The sequence below is a fragment of the Streptococcus equi subsp. zooepidemicus genome (assembly GCF_015689395.1).
Taxonomy (GTDB): Bacteria; Bacillota; Bacilli; order Lactobacillales; family Streptococcaceae; genus Streptococcus; species Streptococcus equi.
This window is the reverse complement of sequence record NZ_CP065054.1, coordinates 945,619-961,948: the sequence shown is the minus strand read 5'-3', so window position 1 is coordinate 961,948 and position 16,330 is coordinate 945,619. Positions and strand designations below refer to the sequence as shown.

Sequence of the window (16,330 nt, the reverse complement as noted above, 5' to 3'; positions counted from 1 at the left end):
TATACCATATAAACAGGTCTTATGCGACATAAAATCCATGAAAAGAGAGCCAATCTCCTAGATCAGCTCCTTAGTGCTATCACTTATTCATTGCTGTTGCTTGTAAAAGGCCTCCAGGGCTTCTTGCCAGGTAGGAATCACAAAACCAGTTGCCTTAGCCTTATCAAGATTCATGGTTGAGTTAAAGGGTCTTTTGGCTTTAGCAGGAAAAGCCGATGAATCCACAGGCACAACCTCGACAGCTGTCTCTTTTAAGATTTCTCTAGCAAAATCATACCAAGTGGTGTCTTCTTTAGCATCATTTGACAAATGATAATAGCCATAAGGCTTGCGATTGTCTGCTAGATGGCACATAAACTCAGCCAAGGTCCTCGTCCAGGTTGGACGCCCATGCTGATCATTGACGACTGTCAGGCGAGAGTGGGTCTTAGCAAGATTTTGCATGGTAAACACAAAATTCTTACCATAATGCCCAAACACCCATGCAGTCCGAATAATGTAAAATTGCTTGGTATATCGCTCAACAGCCAGCTCCCCTAAGCGCTTAGCACGCCCATACTCTGTTTGAGGATCAGGAGTATCTGTTTCTAGCCATTCCTGACCAGCTGGCTTTTTGCCATCAAAAACATAATCCGTTGAAATATAAACCAAGGTCGCCCCGTAGCGCTCACAAGCTTTGGCAATATGCTCAGTACCAGTTACGTTGATGGCTTCATTCAGCGCTTTTCCTTCCTCTTCAGCAGCATCAACTGCTGTGTAGGCTGCACAGTGATAAACCAAGCTAGGCTTGAGCTGAGCAAAGACCTCCTCTACCTTAGTTGCGTTGGTAATATCCATTTCAGCAACATCAACAGCAACATAATCGACGCTTCGTTCGTCTAAAAGATAACGAAGCTCTGTTCCTAATTGACCATTGCTTCCCGTAATTAAAATCATCTTTTCTCCTTTTAAAGGCCTTATCTCTTTGAGCCAATCACACAGCTCACTCTCATCTAATCCTAAGAGAGGCTTTTTTGATCAGCTGACCCTAGCAGGGCCTTTGTTGTGGTATCGTATCAGCCTTGCTTTTTATCTAGCTACCGAATACCTAGGGCAATTCTTGCATAGCGGCTCATCTTTTCGACGCTCCAAACAGGATACCAGACCAGCTTTACCTCAACCTTGGTCACCTCTGGAACGTCTCTCATCGCATCATGAATGTGATCGGTCAATAAATCTGCCAAAGGACAGCCCATTGTGGTCAAGGTCATATCAATCTCGGTATGACCATTGTCATCAAAACGAATCTCATAGACCAAGCCTAAATTCACAATGTCAATACCTAACTCCGGATCAATAACCGTTTCCAAGGCTTCAAGAATCCGATCCTTGATTGCTGTAACCTGTTCTTCTGTGTATTTTGGTGTTTCAGTCATAGCCATTCCTTTCCCTTTTGTCAAAGACTTCATGTGACTCCAAAACAGCCACTAGCCCAAGAAAACCAACGCATACAGCCCACAATACACCCTATGACAGCCAAAACTGACTGATCTTTGCAGCTTTTTACCCAATCCTGCACAGATCTTGCCCCTAGTCACTGATTATTAAAAGCATCGTAAACCAGCGACTAGAGTCGGAATCATTTGCAGCGTAGCACTCGCTGTAAAAAAACAGCTGCCTTTGAGACTCGTTTTTCGTTTCTAGCTCGCCGTTAGAAAGATCCACGTCATTTCGGGCTCGTTTTTTGTTTCTGGCTCGCCGTTAAAAAGGTCCACGTCATTTCGGGCTCGTTTTTTGTTTCTGGCTCGCCGTTAAAAAGGTCCACTGGACCTTTTTAATCCTCAATGAAGTCTCTGAGCTGCTTGCTGCGGCTTGGGTGGCGGAGCTTACGCAAAGCCTTAGCCTCAATTTGACGAATTCGTTCACGAGTGACATTGAAGACCTTCCCAACGTCCTCTAATGTACGCATTTTCCCATCATCAAGCCCAAAGCGCAGGCGAAGAACATTTTCCTCACGATCTGTCAGCGTATCAAGCACTTCGTCTAATTGCTCACGAAGAACTACACGAGTTGTGTAATCAACAGGATTTTCAATCACTTCATCTTCAATAAAATCACCTAAATGACTGTCATCCTCTTCACCGATTGGTGTTTCAAGAGACACTGGCTCCTGAGCGATTTTCAAAATTTCACGTACCTTATCAGGTGTCATTTCCATACGCTCTGCAATCTGCTCTGGAGTAGGATCCTGTCCCAATTCTTGAAGGAGGTTGCGCTGCTCTCGCACTAGCTTATTAATGGTTTCCACCATATGCACAGGAATCCGAATCGTACGCGCCTGATCTGCAATGGCACGAGTAATGGCCTGACGAATCCACCAGGTCGCATAGGTCGAAAACTTGAAGCCCTTGGAATAATCAAACTTGTCAACAGCCTTCATCAAGCCCATGTTACCTTCTTGAATCAAATCAAGAAATTGCATGCCACGCCCCACATAACGCTTTGCAATTGACACCACCAAGCGCAGATTGGCCTCAGCAAGACGCTGCTTAGCCTCCATGTCGCCAGCGGCTACTGCAACCGCTAAAACCTTTTCCTCATCACTTGTCAGCAGCGGCACCACACCGATCTCCTTGAGATACATGCGCACAGGATCATTGACCTTGGCTGAATTACTTCCGATAAGCTCCTCATCTGTCAGCTCCTCTGGCTTAGGCTCTTCAACGACGTATTTAGATGAGGGATTTCCTTCCTTATCGGTAATAGAAATGCCACCATCTGTCAAGCGCTCAAGCAAATCATCAATTTGGTCAGCATCTAAGGTAAATGGAATCACGAGTTTTTCTGTGACCTCATCATCAGTCGCTGTTCCTTCCTTTTTATGATGACGAATAAACTCTGCAACTTGAACATTAAAGGTTGTAATTTCTTTTTCTTTTGCCATATTTTCCTCTATTCCATTTTTCTTTTTTCAGCAATGAAACGCTCTAAAGCCTCTAGAGCCATCTGGTGGTCACCCTTACTGCTAGATTCCCTAATCTGCTTTCTCTGCTTATGCAGCTCTCTTTGCTTTAGCAATGTCATTTGCCTTGATAAAATATCCTCGACCTCACCGCTAGCTATCTCATCAGGGAGATTTTCCTCTAAAACCCGGTAATAGGCTTGGTTAGCCTCTTCAGAAAGCTGCGATAGGTCATAGGAGGTAATCTGCCCTGTGGCCTTTAGCTGCTCATAAAGCGTCTGAAGGGCTGGTGTATCAAAATAAAAATCCGGCCGATGACGAAATTCATTGAGCAAATAGTCGTGATGAAGCAGGCGATGCAGGAGGTGACTTTCTGTTTTAGCCAAGGCTGTCATACTTTTGTTAATCGGTAAGGTTACTAGAGATGCCTTTGGTTGACTAGCCTGTCCTTGTTGTAAGCTTTGCCTATCTTGTAGCCTTAAAGCATTTACCGATTGCTCCACCTGAAAATAATCAAAATCCGGCAGCAAATCAGCCACCTTATTAATATACGAATTTTGTGCGGTGATTGAGGGTGCTTGAGCAATAATCTGTGATATATGCTCCACATAAGCAATTTGTGATTGCAGGTTATCCATATTTTCAGGCTTCAGGTGATCAATCAAAAACTCAACACTGCTAATGCGCGAGTGCTGGAGCAATTCTGCTAGAGCCTCTGGTGAATGCTGCTGAACAAATTCATCAGGATCCATTCTATTTGGTATTTTCACGATCTCCACTTGAAAATCTGTCAGTAGCTCAAGAGACTTGGCAATAGCATTTTGCCCGGCGTCGTCACCATCATAGGTCAATACAACCTTTTGTGTCAGCTGCTTGAGATGCCTAACATGCTCTGGCGTCAAGGCTGTCCCCATAGAGGCAACAGTATTGCCATAGCCTGCCCGATAGGCTGCAATAACGTCCATAAAGCCTTCCATCAAAAAGACCTCATGAGTCTTAGCGATTACCGGCTTGGCCTTATCAAGGTGGTAAAGCTCATAGGACTTGTTAAATAGGACCGTAGCCCTTGAATTTTTATACTTGGCCTGCTGCTTTTCTATATCCTCTCTTGCCCAGATACGTCCTGAAAAAGCAATAATATTGCCCTTATCATCACATAAGGGAAACATGATTCGATGACGAAAGGCATCATAAATAGCATTTGATTGTTCAGAAACATGAAACAAGCCTGAGGCTGTTAATTGCGCCTCAGTATACTTTTTTGACAAAGCCTGATAAAGGTAGTCCATCTCGTTAGGCGCCAAGCCAATCCGAAAATGCTCTATCAGCTGATCATCAAGCCCTCTTTGATAAAGGTACTCCTTAGCCTGATGGCCGATCTTTGTGGTCATCAAAACCGCATGGTAAAACTTAGCAGCATCTTCATGAAGGTCAATTAAAGCCTGGTGGGGGTGCTGCTTTTGGCCCAGGCTAGCCTGACTTGGAGCAATAGTAACTGCCATACCGGCCTTATCAGCCACAATCTGAACACTTTCTAAAAAGGGAACCTGCCGATATTCCTCAATAAACTTAAAAACATCCCCCGACTTACCGCAGCCAAAGCAGTGAAAGAACTGTCTATCTTCGATGACATTAAAAGAGGGGGTTTTTTCTTTATGAAAGGGACACAATCCAAGGTAGTGCCGACCAGCACGCGATAGATGGACAACTTCTCCAATAACATCAACAATATTGACATTATGCTTGATCTGAGAAATCATCTCTTTGTCAATAGCCAAACCGTCACCTCCCCACAAAAAGCCCATTGTAAATTTACATTTCATTATACCATTGAAAGTGGGCTTTGTAAATTGTAAAAGCACAATCCTTAATCATCTAAAGCCTACTACATCAAGCAATGAGCTATGCTAAAGCATTGACGTCTCTTATGATCACTAGCTTGACTAGCAGTGCAATATTGAGTAGCTCATCAGTCCTTGATAAGCTCTTCTATTAGCCTTTTTGACCTATTTGTGCTATGATAAGATTATCTGAAAAAAGGGGAGTCAATCATGCTCAAAGAATTAAAAGCATTTTTATTTAGAGGGAATATTATCGACCTAGCAGTTGCAGTGATTGTTGGGAGTGCCTTTAGCGCTATTGTCACATCATTTGTCAACGACATCATCACACCGCTGATCCTAAATCCAGCCTTGAAGGCCGCAAATGTGGAAAACATTGCTCAGCTCGCTTGGAATGGTGTTAAGTATGGCAGCTTTCTAAGTGCCATTATCAACTTTTTAATTGTCGGTACCAGCCTTTTCTTCGTGGTTAAGGTCGCCCAAAAAGCAATGCCTAAAAAGGTAGAAGAAGAGCCTGCTAAGCCAAAAACACCAACCCAGGAAGAATTATTACTTGACATACGTGATTTATTAGCCAAAAAATAACTCAAAGCTCTTATAGCAGCTGGACCTGTCCGGCTGCTTTTTGATATACAAACATAAAGCACTTAGCGTTCAAAAGCATAATAGGCTTGCTCTATTCGCTGTTTTAGCATATTATTGCTCTTTTTATCAGCAGCAGGCTGAGGTAAAAAAAGACAAACTAGTACCTTTGTACTGGTTTGCCTTCACATTAAGGCCGCCGATAAAGGGCCGCCTTTTTTATGATGATTAGAATTTTTTACGTTTGCGAGCTGCTTCTGATTTGCGTTTACGCTTTACAGAAGGTTTTTCGTAGAATTCACGCTTGCGTGATTCTTGAAGAGTACCAGCTTTAGTAACAGAACGTTTGAAACGACGAAGAGCATCATCAAGCGATTCATTCTTACGTACTACTGTTTTTGACATATGTTTCACCTCCTCAAGATATTGTAACATTTTCACGTTCTAGCTTATCTTACATGATTTTTCGGAAAAAGTCAATGATCTTTTCTTGATTTTGAGGTCATTCTTTAAAAAAACACCCTAAAATTAGCTACTACATTAGGCTAATAGATAGATCACTTATCAAGGCTATTCTACTGCATTTCCTGTTAATAATGCTGCTTCTTGAATAAAGGCCTTGTATTTGTCATCCTTGTTTAATTGCTTGATCACCTTATTAATGGTTTGCCTTAGGTCATCACTCCCCTTTGGCATAGCCACAGCCTTAGCATCGCCATCACTTGTCTGCAATTTAAATGGTGCTAAAGCCAGGTCTTTATGTTGAGCTAAAAAGCCTGCAGCTACTGGTGCTTCCAAATCAACAGCCTGCACCTGCCCAGATTTCAATTCGTTAATAGCCTCGCCCATCACAGTTAGAGAAACACAGTTGGCTTTATTAAGTTGCTCCTTGACTAGGCCCTCCTCGATGCTGCCTTTTTGAACAGCTACCTTTTTGCCAGCTAAGCTATCCTTATTAGCATAACGCTTGGCATCTGATGCTTTCACTAAAATAGCATTTTCTGTTTCATAATAAGCCTCAGAAAAATCATACACCTTGGCGCGCTCTTTGGTGTAGGACAAGCCAGAAATCGCTATATCTGCCTTACCGGTTTGCAGGCTGGATAAGACATTATCAAAATTCATGGCAGAGAGCTCTAGCTTAACCCCTAGCTCATCAGCAATGGCCTGGGCCAGCTCAATATCTGCCCCAACAATAGTATCCTTGCCATCAACCAAGGCCTTAAACTCAAAAGGGGCATAGTCAGGACTAACAGCAACCACCAGCTTTCCCTTTTCCTGGATCCTGTCTTGAAGGCTCGTCTTGTTAGCTTGGCCACAAGCTGCCAAAGCAAAAATAGATACCATAGCAAGTGCTCCAACTAATAATCGCTTCATGTTCATATTATAATTATTCCTTTTCTTGTTGATGAACCTTATTATATTGCATTATTATTCAACAGTCAAGTTTTTATTGAATATTTTTCAAGCACTGCGATAGTCTGCTTAATCCTGCCTGTAGAACCTGCGGCTGACAGCAATAGCCGATTCTCACATGATTTGCTTGATTAAAGCGATTTCCCGGAACGACCAAGGTACCGTAATCCTCCAGCAGCCTCAAAGCAAAGGCTTCAATGTCCTCATCTATATCTAGCCTAACAAAGGCCGTTGAGACCTCATTCGGTCTATGGTAGGAGGCCTTAGCTTCACCTGTTATCCAGTCCTCTAAGATAGCAAGGTTAGTCCTGACAATGGCTTGATTGCGCTGCAATAGCTTGTCAGCATGCTTCAAGGCTAGCGAAGCCACCATATCATCAAAAACACCTGCACAGATCATTGTGTAATCTCGATATAGCCTAAGCTGATCACAGATGGTCTCAGAAGCAGCCACCCAGCCAACCCGAATGCCCGGAATCGAAAAGGTTTTTGACATGCTATTAACAGTAATCCCCTTATCATACAAATCTGCCACCGCTAAAAGATGATCAGAGGCAAAGGAATGATAAACCTCATCACTTAGCAGGTAAATATCATGCTCTCTAGCAATATTGATGAGCTCCTCTAAATAGGGCTTGGTCATATAGGCACCTGTTGGGTTGTTGGCATTGTTGATCATGATCATTTTTGTGTTGGGACGAATCATGGCACCTAGCTCATTAAGGTCTGGCAGCCAAGCCTGCTCCTCTCTGATCTGCCAATAATCAACCTCCACTCCAAGAGAAGCTGGAATATCATATAGCTGCTGATAGCTAGGATAGTGAGCAATCACATGATCACCTGCTTCAAGCAGTGCATAAATAACCAAAAAATTAGCACCTGTTGCCCCATTGGTTTGCAAGATATTTCTAGCTTTCTGCTGCTGATAAAGCCCTGCCACTGCCTGCTTAAAGTCAGGAGAGCCTTCTATCCAGCCATAGTCTAATGGCTTTTGATGCAGCTGCTGGTAAAAGACTTGAGGCTGTTCTTGTGTTAAATCAAAGAGCTCCTCAAGAGTTAATGAAGCAATAGACGAGCCAGCAATATCGTATACAGCACTTTTTTCATGCTGATTTAGCCACTCTTCCACACCAAATACCGGTAGTTTCATAAGATCACCCTATTTCTTACGTAATATTTATTACGATATCGCATAAAAATACAGTTGTCAAGTCAGAAACTGTTCTTTTTTGATAAGAATCATGTTCTGTCTAACAGGAAAGTTCTAAAATGAAGTTAGCCACCTAAGGGTATCAAAAAACATCTCAGAGAGATATAATTGTAATCACCACAACAACAATTAGAAAGACTCTGAGATGCAACACTATTATACACCAAAAAGTAAACATTTGACACTAACTGAACGTAGAATGATTGAACGTTGGCTTCAAGAAGAGCTCTCAAATCGTGAAATCGCTAGGAGATTGGCTAAAGCTCCTCAAACCATTCACAACGAAGTCAAACGTGGTCAAGTTAGACAACAAGTGCGTAAAGGAAAATTTGAAGTGATTTACTCAGCTGACTTCGCTCAAAAAGCCTATCAAAACAATCGTAAACGCTCTGTTAAGCAGGTCTCCCTAACGAAGGAACTCAAAGAAAAGATGACTCACTACATCAAACAAAAATACTCTCCTGAGATGATGGTTAAGGCAAAAGGGATACCTGTTCCCATCTCCACCATTTACTACTGGATTCATCATGGCCACTTAGGATTGACCAAGGCTGACATGCTTTATCCTCGAAAAGAGAAAGCTAAGAAAAAGCATGCCAGTCCCAATTTTAAGCCAGCTGGAAAGTCTATTGAGGAACGACCTGAAAGCATTAATAAGCGTGAGAATATCGGTGATTTTGAAATGGATACGGTTATTCAAACTCGGGCAAAAAACGAGTGTCTGTTGACTCTAATCGATAGAAAGAGTCGTTATCAAATCATCCGACTCATTCCAGATAAGTCTGCGTCTTCAGTGAACAAAGCTCTGAAAACTATCCTCAGAGATTATCAGATTAATTCCATCACAGCTGATAACGGAGCTGAATTCAGTCGTTTAGCAGAAGTTTTTGACCCTGATCATATCTACTATGCCCACCCGTATTCTTCTTGGGAGCGTGGAACTAACGAGAATCATAACAGACTCATCCGGCGTTGGTTACCTAAGGGAAGTAAAAATGCGACTCAACAACAAGTCGCATTTATTGAAAACTGGATTAACAACTATCCAAAGAAACTATTCAATTATAAATCTCCTAAAGAGTTTTTACAGACTGGCTAACTTGAACTTGAAATTTGGCGTTCTGTCTAACAGTTAGTCCTGATTTGTATCGCCTAAAAGGCCACTTAATAAAGCAAAAATCACATAAAAAAGCTCCTAGCCCACCAATCAGTGGGATTAGGAGCCTGATAGCTCGTATCATTAATTGAGATAAGAATGACTATCATCACTCTACTATGAGCCAATGACTAGGCTAGGCGGACAACCTCTAGCTGTGGTCCACCCATTAATACCAAATATTTTTCGACCTTTGCAATCCCATAGGATTGGCTCAAAGCCTCGGCATACAGGTCCATTTGCTGCTGATACCGCTGCTTCAGCTCAGCTGAATGCTGATAATGATCTGTCTTATAGTCAAAAAGAACAATACGATCCTCAAAAAGCAGGTAGCCATCAATAATACCACGCACTACGTACTGCTCCTGACTTAGGCTGTCTTTTTTCAGCATCGCAAAAGGAGCCTCGCGATGTAGACACTGGTGATGCTCTTGCAGGAGCTGCCCCAATTCAGTTGTCGCAAAAAAAGAGGTTACCTTTTTAATATCAAGCCTTGCCTTGACCTCTGCGTCAGCCGAGACAAGCTGTAAGGTCTGTTCAATATCACCAGCAGTAACCTGATCAGACATTGGAATACGCTGCATGAGCTCATGCAGGCTTGAGCCGACCTGGCTAGGCTCAACAGCCTTTTTCTTAGAAAAATCAGGAAGCTCAAAGGTCTTGGGCCTATGATAAGGCTGATCTATGATATCAACACCATCAGTATCCATTAGAGGCTCATAAAGGGTTTTAAGCTGACTAGGGGTTCTCACCGTCGGCAGCTCAATGGCTGCCTGATAGCTTGCATTGAGCTCTGACACCTTATCCAGCATGTCTAAGGCACGCGCAATGTCCTCTGTTTGACGGTTGTCCTTGAGATCATCTGCTTGTAGCAGCCCTGAGGGCCTTAGCTGACCAACAGCTTCTGGTGTTAAGTCACCGTCATCAACAAATCGCACATCAACAAACAAGTCCTCCTTGCTAAATGTTGCTGCTATCGCTAGCAGCCAGTCTTGAAAGCTCAGCAATCTTTCTCGACTAGCTAAGGCTAAGCGTCCTTCTGAGCTATTGTCGGCTGTTTTTTCCTGTACCTTTTCCTTGCTAGCCTTACCAATGAGGTATACCTTTTTTTCTGCTCGCGTCATGGCCACATACAAGAGACGCATTTGCTCTGATAGGGTCACCAAGCGTAGCTGCTGCTTATTAAGCTGGTAAGGAAGAGTTTCCATCGTAACCTTGAGCGACGCCAATTTTTCTTCTCTTAGAAGCTCCTTTACATTGGCGACATATTTGATACCGATTCCCTCATCTCTATTTAGAATGATTGGTGCTTGTAGGTCAGCCATCGCAAAGCGCTTGTCGCAATTCAAAATGAACACGTAATGAAATTCAAGTCCCTTTGATTTATGAATTGTCATGAGGTTAACAGCATGCTTAGGCCTTTCGACCTCAACATCTGCTAAATCATTTTGCGTCTCCAGCACCTTATCAATCATGCCAATAAAGCGTGAGAGTCCCTTGTAGCCTGATTGCTCAAATTGGTCAGCCCGTATAGCAAGGGCGTAAAGGTTTGCCTGAGCCTGCTCTGCCTTTGGCTGGCTTGCTACAAAGTCAAAGTAAAAGCGATCGTTAAAAATCTTCCAAATCAGCTCGTAAAGCGAATGAAGCTTTGCAAATTGACGCCAGTCTCTCAAGGTCCCATCAAAATCAGCCAGCTTTGTCATCAGCTCCTGACCGATCAGCTCTGGGTGCTCGCCTTGTCCTCTCAAGCTATTGCTAAGCTTGTCATAGAAGGCTTGAGGCTGCTTTTGTGAGCTGCCTTGCAGTGAGATTCTTGCCAGCTGATCCTCATCAAAGGAAAACATTGGCGAGCGCATTAAGGCCACTAGGGCATAATCATTCAAAGGATTGTTGATGCTTCTGAGCGTATCCAGCATGACCATCACCTCAACTGACTTGAGGTAGTTTTCTTGGCCACCGTCAGCAACGAGAGGAATGCCATACTGGTTAAAGACCTGGAAAATAGTGTCATTTCGGGTACGTGATGAAACAAGCAGGGTGATATCCTCAAAAGCAACCTTCTCTTCGTTATAAAGCCTGATGATTTCCTTAGCCACTAAGGCTACCTCTCCAAAGGAGATACCATCGTTAGCTAAGGCTTCCTCGGTGCCTTCTTGAGCTTGATCGGTGTTATAGAGCAGCAATTGGGCTCGATTATTAGGATATGGCTGCCTTTGTGCCTCACTGCCTGCTACCAGCTGGTGCTTGTCATCATAGGTAATCTCTCCTAAAGACTCGTCCATAAGGCGGCTAAAGACAGCGTTGGTGACATTGAGGACCTCTGACTGACTGCGAAAATTTTCCTTTAGTAAAATCAGCTTGCCATGCTCGGGATTGCTTTGATAATCCTTAAACTTTTGGTTGAAGATTTGAGGATCTGCCTGCCTAAAGCGATAAATGGATTGCTTGATATCCCCAACCATAAAGCGGTTGTGGCCATTAGACAGCAGCTCTAATAGGCATTCCTGCATGTGATTGTTATCCTGGTATTCATCAACCATCACCTCATGATAATGGCGTTGATAGGCTTGGCGAATATCTGGAGCCTGTTGTAAAATCTCAATGGCAAAATGAGCTATATCTGAAAATTCAAAGGCATTTTCTTGCATTTTTGCAGCCAAATAGGCCTCTGAAAAGCTGATCACAAAGGCTTGCAGCACCTCCAAAAGTGGTAGGCTCTCCTGTTGATAAGCAAGGATAGTCTCCAAGTGCCTAAATCCTACCAGCTGCTCCTGTAGCGATTTAAAAATAGGGTATTTGTGACCGGCCACAGTTATGTCAGCTCCTGAAGGAAGCAAGGCTGTTAGCTCCTGTGCTAGCTGGCCTAGTCGCTCCTTGCCATAAAGGCTGTCAAAATGCAGAGCCCACTCATATAAGCTGTCAATCACTTTGAGGTGCTTAGTGTATTTGGCAGTTAGCTTGCCGGCCTTGGTCGTTTGAGCATAGCCCTCCATATCTGTCAGGTCTCTCAGCTGATCAGCAGTGTCCTGCATACAGGCTAAGAGAGCGTCTACAGCTTGGTCTGGAATATCCGCAAAGCTGGTATAGGTCTTAGCCCCCCGTAAAAAGACCTCTGCCAACCAGCTGCTAGGATTGGCAGTTGATTGACTGAAGGCATAAATGCTATTAACAATCTCTCTAAAGGCTGAGCTATCCTTACGACGTCCAGAAAAGTTCTGCACCAGCTGTATAAAGTCTTTGTTGTCTGCCTGTGCCATATAGGCCTCAAAAACCTGACTAAAGACCTCGCGTTTTAAGATATCCTGCTCTGCCTTATCCTGTATAATGCGAAAGTGTGGTGAAATCCCTAAAACATAACCATGCTGATGAACCAATTTCTGCGCAAAGGCATCCATTGTACCAATATCAGCCTGTGATAAGGCCTGCAATTGGTCATTAAGATAAGCCTTAAGCTGATAATCCTCAGTCTCTGCTATAGCTGTGTGGAGCTTTTTTTCAATTCGCTCTATTAGCTCAGTAGCTGCTTTTACGGTAAAGGTCGAAATAAACAAGCGATCAACCGAAATCCCTCTTAGAATCTTATCCAAAATGCGCTCAACCATGACAAAGGTCTTGCCTGAGCCAGCAGATGCTGATACTAAGATATTTTGACCACTGCTATAAATAGCCTCAATCTGCTGTGCTGTCCGCTTGTGTCTCTTATCTGATAAGGCCTCCTCCTGCTGCAAACGAGCAATAGCCTCTGGCGTTAGAAAGCCTTCATCAATCCTCATGCTTTATCTCCTCATTCATTCGTGTCAAGAAAGCCTGTCTCCTTTCTTTAGCCGGTAGGACGACTAGGCGTCTTGCGTACCCTAGATCTAAATCCGCCTCAAAGCGCGTGATGGCCTTGAGCTGGTCACCCTGAACAGACTTGCCGTCTGCGGTATAAGGGTTTATTAGGAAATGCCCTGTTTTAATCTGCTTCACAGCAGACAGATATAGCTGCTCATTATAAGCCAGCAAGGTTTCTAGCTCATCAGTCTCATAAAGTGTGTTGTTAAGGTGATAGCTGCCATTAGCCAGATATTCCTTGGCCTGAGCTAAAAAAATGCCCTTATAGGTTAATTCCTTGTAAGCCGCAGCCACTAGCTGATCATCAAGCACCTTAAAGTCAGATAGGCTTAGCCTTGGCTCTTGCATGTGCAGGTACATGGCGCCAAACAGACCTTGACCCTTATTCTTTAAGGCAGCAAGATAGGTCACAAGCTGAGGGCTCAAGCCATTATAAAAGGCACCAATGTCAAATACCCTTGCACTGGATTTGTAGTCTACAATACCCAGTCTACCGTCAGCTAGCTGGTCAATACGGTCAATAACCCCTCGAATAAGCGCCTGATGACCCAGCGCCAGCTCAAAGGCCTCCTCTTGCTTGGCCACCTGCATGCCTTGATTAAGGTTTAGGACAGGAGCTGTTGAGTAAGCAATCCCCTTTAGGACCTCTAAGCTATATCGCCCTTCAGCATCAGCCTGATAAACCTGCTGAAAAGCGCTTTGCTGATTAACTGCTGCAATAGCTGCGCCTAGCTTTTTATCAAAGGCAGCATCAGTCCTATCCTTAGTCACCAGCTCAAAAATACGGTGCAGGTATTGACCATGAATGCGAGCATCTGGATGAATAGACTCCGGCTCTTGCAGCCCTAGGACATATTTCAAGAAATACTTGTATTGATTGTTATAAAATACAGTCAAAGCTGATGAGGATAGGCTCAAAGGCTGATGACTCGGAAAGCGGGTCTCGATAACCTCAGGCGCTACTGGCTTAGTAGCCAGATGATGCTCAGGAGCTGGAAGACTTAACTGCTCATTGGCTAGTCTGCGCTTCAGATAACGAAGAGCAACCGTCCAAAAGTTTCTATCCTCATCGATCATCTCATCTGCAATGCCCTGCCGATTAATAGCCACCAAGCGAGACAAGAGAGCCTTATAGTTGCCAATATCTGCTGCTGAATGTGACAAACGGTTCTTCCCTTTTTCAATGACGGAAACACCAAGGGCAATCAGCTCCTTCAGGTAAGGAGAGACATCATCTGAGCCATTCGTTGAGCTTGTAGGCAGGCTTAGCACCAGCTCCTGCGTCGCTGAATTAAACAGAGAAAGTGCTGTTTGGTGATTTTTCTTGATATTTTCAAAGCTCGGCACATCAAGGCGTTGGTAAGAGGCAGTCTGCTCATTGATGCTTGCTCTTTCCTGATCTGAGATGAGACTGGTGTTTTTTGTCTGCTTAGGAAAATGAGAGCGACTCAGGCCAATCGCAAACACAAAGGGCTTGGAATGCGGCTCCACCAGATCATAGGATTTGATAGACACAACATCTAGGGTCGCAGGCACTGTCCGATAATGTGCTGTCTGCATGCCCATCTTGATTAGAGCTAGACAGTCTGCAAGGGTCATTTTTTCCTGACCAAACACCTGATAAAAGGTCTCTAAAATACCTGTGAAGGTCTTCCAAACCTCCTCGTCCTTTTCCCTGTCAGCTTCTCTTCTACTGCCTGCTAGTGCCTCAAAATTGTCAGCCAGCTGAATGGTCTTAAAAAAGGTCATTAGCTTATCAAGCAGAGAAGTCCCTAGCTGCTTTTGACTCTTAAAAAGCTGCTGGAGCGGGGTTACCACAGCAAGCCGCAGCTGATTCAAAAGGGGCAAGGGATACTGACGTGAGGAATTTAGGGTAAAGGGTCTTGAAAATTTGGTGAAGCCTTGAATATCAGCAAAGGTCAAGTACTGCTCAAGCTGATCCAGCTCTCCCTCTTGAAAGCGCCCAAAGAGTCCTGATTTTAGTAAGTTAACAATATCCTCACGTCGCCAATTGTATCTGCGGCCTCTTTCTAAGGATTCGACAAATTGAACCAAGGGGTGAGCAGACATGGGCTCTTGCTTGCCGATATAATAAGGGATCTCAAATTTCTCAAAGATAGGACCAATCTGTAGCTGATAAGACGCTACATCACCTAAAAGGACAAGCATGTCCTTATAGCGATAACCCTGATAGAGCTTCTCACGAATGGCCTTTGCAACATGCTCAAGCTCCTCTTTTTGATTGAGCGCTTGCCAGATCACAACCTTGCTCTTGTCCTTGGCGCTGAGCTGCCAATCAAGCTGTGAGTAGTCATGATTGGCCTCAAGAAGCTGTGTCAGGCGAGAAAATGACACATCAAAGACCTTTTCTGATGTTGTATAGATCGGCTTGGTTTGAAATTGCTGTGCCAGCTGTTGTATAAACGCAAGGCTCGCCTCATAGAGATTTCCCTTGGTAAAGGCTAATCGATAAGCCTTTTGACTGATATAAGCCCCAATAACGATTTCTTCACAGGCTTCGTTTAAGAGCGCTAGCAGCTGCTCCTCCTCAGCTGAAAAGCGGGTAAAGCCATCAATCACTAGTACGGTCTGTCTTAGCTCGGCATCTAGACTCTTAGTTCTGATAGCCCAAGCAAGCTGAGCCAGCCTACTTGACCGATCGTAATCTCCTTGTTCAATCAGCTGCTCAGCCTTGGTCATAATCGTGATCAGGTCCTCTTTTTTTTCTGGTCTATCAAGCGTCGTTAAATCAAAGGCTGTCAGATTAGCTGCTTGCAATTCCTTATATAGCTCAACTAACTGGGCAATAAAGGCCTGATCTGTCCGTAGACGATGAAAAACCTTTAGCTCCTCTTCTTGCAGCTGCATGAGCACACGATAAAAAATCATGGCTAAGCCATTATCATCTAGAGCTTTTCGATTAGCTGCCTTGGTTAAGGTAAAATAACGCGCCATCTGCTCAAAACGGGTCACCGTAATAGCAAAGGAGCCCTGCTCTGGCAATAAGGCTAGGACAGAGCGTTCCTTTTCAAAGGATAGGGAGTTAGGAGCAATATAAAAGACACGATAGCCCTTATCAGCATAAGCTCTTGCCTCTTTGACTAAAATCTCTGTCATGGAATAGCTAATCTCTGTGTATAGTAATTTCATAAAACTCCTTTTATTTGGACCTGATACAACGTCTATGCCTCCATTATAACAAATCAGCCTTGCTTTTCCCATCGTTAATGATCTTTCAAACGCCACAAGAAGCGCTCACAGCATGAAAAAAGCCTACCATTTCACATCTGCTGCTTTACGCAAGAAATGATAAGGCTTTGTCTTGTATAGGCTCAAAAAACAGGCTAGGA

Annotated in this window: 11 protein-coding genes; 2 read left to right on the top strand and 9 right to left on the bottom strand. The window is 43.8% G+C overall.

Annotated elements, in window-relative coordinates; genetic code table 11:
• Nucleotides 1–87: 87 nt before the first annotated feature.
• The 4 genes from rfbD to dnaG all read right to left on the bottom strand — a co-directional run bounded on the left by rfbD (nt 88) and on the right by dnaG (nt 4,746).
• Nucleotides 88–936, bottom strand: a complete 849-nt coding sequence (gene rfbD, locus I2432_RS04490) for a dTDP-4-dehydrorhamnose reductase (RefSeq protein WP_206159024.1) — start codon at nt 934–936, stop codon at nt 88–90.
• A gap of 140 nt (nt 937–1,076) precedes the next feature.
• On the bottom strand, nt 1,077–1,415 hold the full coding sequence (locus I2432_RS04485; RefSeq protein ID WP_042670527.1) for a metal-sulfur cluster assembly factor: 339 nt from the start codon (nt 1,413–1,415) through the stop codon (nt 1,077–1,079).
• Nucleotides 1,416–1,813: 398 nt separating this feature from the next.
• Nucleotides 1,814–2,923 (bottom strand): RNA polymerase sigma factor RpoD, encoded by a 1,110-nt coding sequence (gene rpoD, locus I2432_RS04480; protein WP_012678079.1) that lies wholly within the window; start codon nt 2,921–2,923, stop codon nt 1,814–1,816.
• A gap of 8 nt (nt 2,924–2,931) precedes the next feature.
• Nucleotides 2,932–4,746 (bottom strand): DNA primase, encoded by a 1,815-nt coding sequence (dnaG, locus tag I2432_RS04475; protein WP_206159076.1) that lies wholly within the window; start codon nt 4,744–4,746, stop codon nt 2,932–2,934.
• 246 nt (nt 4,747–4,992) lie between these two features.
• Here dnaG and mscL point away from each other — a divergent pair, with 246 nt between their 5' ends.
• On the top strand, nt 4,993–5,367 hold the full coding sequence (mscL, locus tag I2432_RS04470) for a large conductance mechanosensitive channel protein MscL (RefSeq protein WP_037578608.1): 375 nt from the start codon (nt 4,993–4,995) through the stop codon (nt 5,365–5,367).
• A gap of 225 nt (nt 5,368–5,592) precedes the next feature.
• Here the strand turns inward: mscL and rpsU are convergent, their stop codons facing one another.
• The 3 genes from rpsU to I2432_RS04455 all read right to left on the bottom strand — a co-directional run bounded on the left by rpsU (nt 5,593) and on the right by I2432_RS04455 (nt 7,930).
• The gene (gene rpsU / locus I2432_RS04465) at nt 5,593–5,769 is read right to left on the bottom strand and encodes a 30S ribosomal protein S21 (protein WP_000048058.1); all 177 of its coding nucleotides are present in this window, start codon (nt 5,767–5,769) and stop codon (nt 5,593–5,595) included.
• A 165-nt stretch (nt 5,770–5,934) separates the two neighbouring features.
• Nucleotides 5,935–6,747, bottom strand: a complete 813-nt coding sequence (locus tag I2432_RS04460) for a transporter substrate-binding domain-containing protein (RefSeq protein WP_206159023.1) — start codon at nt 6,745–6,747, stop codon at nt 5,935–5,937.
• A 67-nt stretch (nt 6,748–6,814) separates the two neighbouring features.
• Nucleotides 6,815–7,930, bottom strand: coding sequence for an aminotransferase (locus I2432_RS04455; RefSeq protein WP_043038906.1), 1,116 nt, complete (start codon nt 7,928–7,930; stop codon nt 6,815–6,817).
• A gap of 205 nt (nt 7,931–8,135) precedes the next feature.
• Here I2432_RS04455 and I2432_RS04450 point away from each other — a divergent pair, with 205 nt between their 5' ends.
• Entirely contained in the window at nt 8,136–9,089 is a 954-nt protein-coding gene (locus I2432_RS04450) for an IS30 family transposase (RefSeq protein ID WP_206158876.1), read from the top strand.
• 188 nt (nt 9,090–9,277) lie between these two features.
• Here the strand turns inward: I2432_RS04450 and addA are convergent, their stop codons facing one another.
• Nucleotides 9,278–12,919 carry a helicase-exonuclease AddAB subunit AddA gene (addA, locus tag I2432_RS04445; RefSeq protein ID WP_206159022.1) on the bottom strand — a complete coding sequence of 1,214 codons (3,642 nt, stop codon included), beginning with the start codon at nt 12,917–12,919 and terminating at the stop codon, nt 9,278–9,280.
• Nucleotides 12,909–16,130, bottom strand: a complete 3,222-nt coding sequence (rexB, locus tag I2432_RS04440; RefSeq protein ID WP_206159021.1) for an ATP-dependent nuclease subunit B — start codon at nt 16,128–16,130, stop codon at nt 12,909–12,911. Before rexB ends, addA begins: the two co-directional genes overlap by 11 nt.
• Nucleotides 16,131–16,330: the final 200 nt, after the last annotated feature.

Bases quoted from the DNA above. Each gene is read 5' to 3' on its own strand.
- rfbD (WP_206159024.1), bottom strand. From the start codon at position 936: ATGATTTTAATTACGGGAAGCAATGGTCAATTAGGAACAGAGCTTCGT.
- I2432_RS04485 (WP_042670527.1), bottom strand. From the start codon at position 1,415: ATGACTGAAACACCAAAATACACAGAAGAACAGGTTACAGCAATCAAG.
- rpoD (WP_012678079.1), bottom strand. From the start codon at position 2,923: ATGGCAAAAGAAAAAGAAATTACAACCTTTAATGTTCAAGTTGCAGAG.
- dnaG (WP_206159076.1), bottom strand. From the start codon at position 4,746: ATGGGCTTTTTGTGGGGAGGTGACGGTTTGGCTATTGACAAAGAGATG.
- mscL (WP_037578608.1), top strand. From the start codon at position 4,993: ATGCTCAAAGAATTAAAAGCATTTTTATTTAGAGGGAATATTATCGAC.
- rpsU (WP_000048058.1), bottom strand. From the start codon at position 5,769: ATGTCAAAAACAGTAGTACGTAAGAATGAATCGCTTGATGATGCTCTT.
- I2432_RS04460 (WP_206159023.1), bottom strand. From the start codon at position 6,747: ATGAACATGAAGCGATTATTAGTTGGAGCACTTGCTATGGTATCTATT.
- I2432_RS04455 (WP_043038906.1), bottom strand. From the start codon at position 7,930: ATGAAACTACCGGTATTTGGTGTGGAAGAGTGGCTAAATCAGCATGAA.
- I2432_RS04450 (WP_206158876.1), top strand. From the start codon at position 8,136: ATGCAACACTATTATACACCAAAAAGTAAACATTTGACACTAACTGAA.
- addA (WP_206159022.1), bottom strand. From the start codon at position 12,919: ATGAGGATTGATGAAGGCTTTCTAACGCCAGAGGCTATTGCTCGTTTG.
- rexB (WP_206159021.1), bottom strand. From the start codon at position 16,130: ATGAAATTACTATACACAGAGATTAGCTATTCCATGACAGAGATTTTA.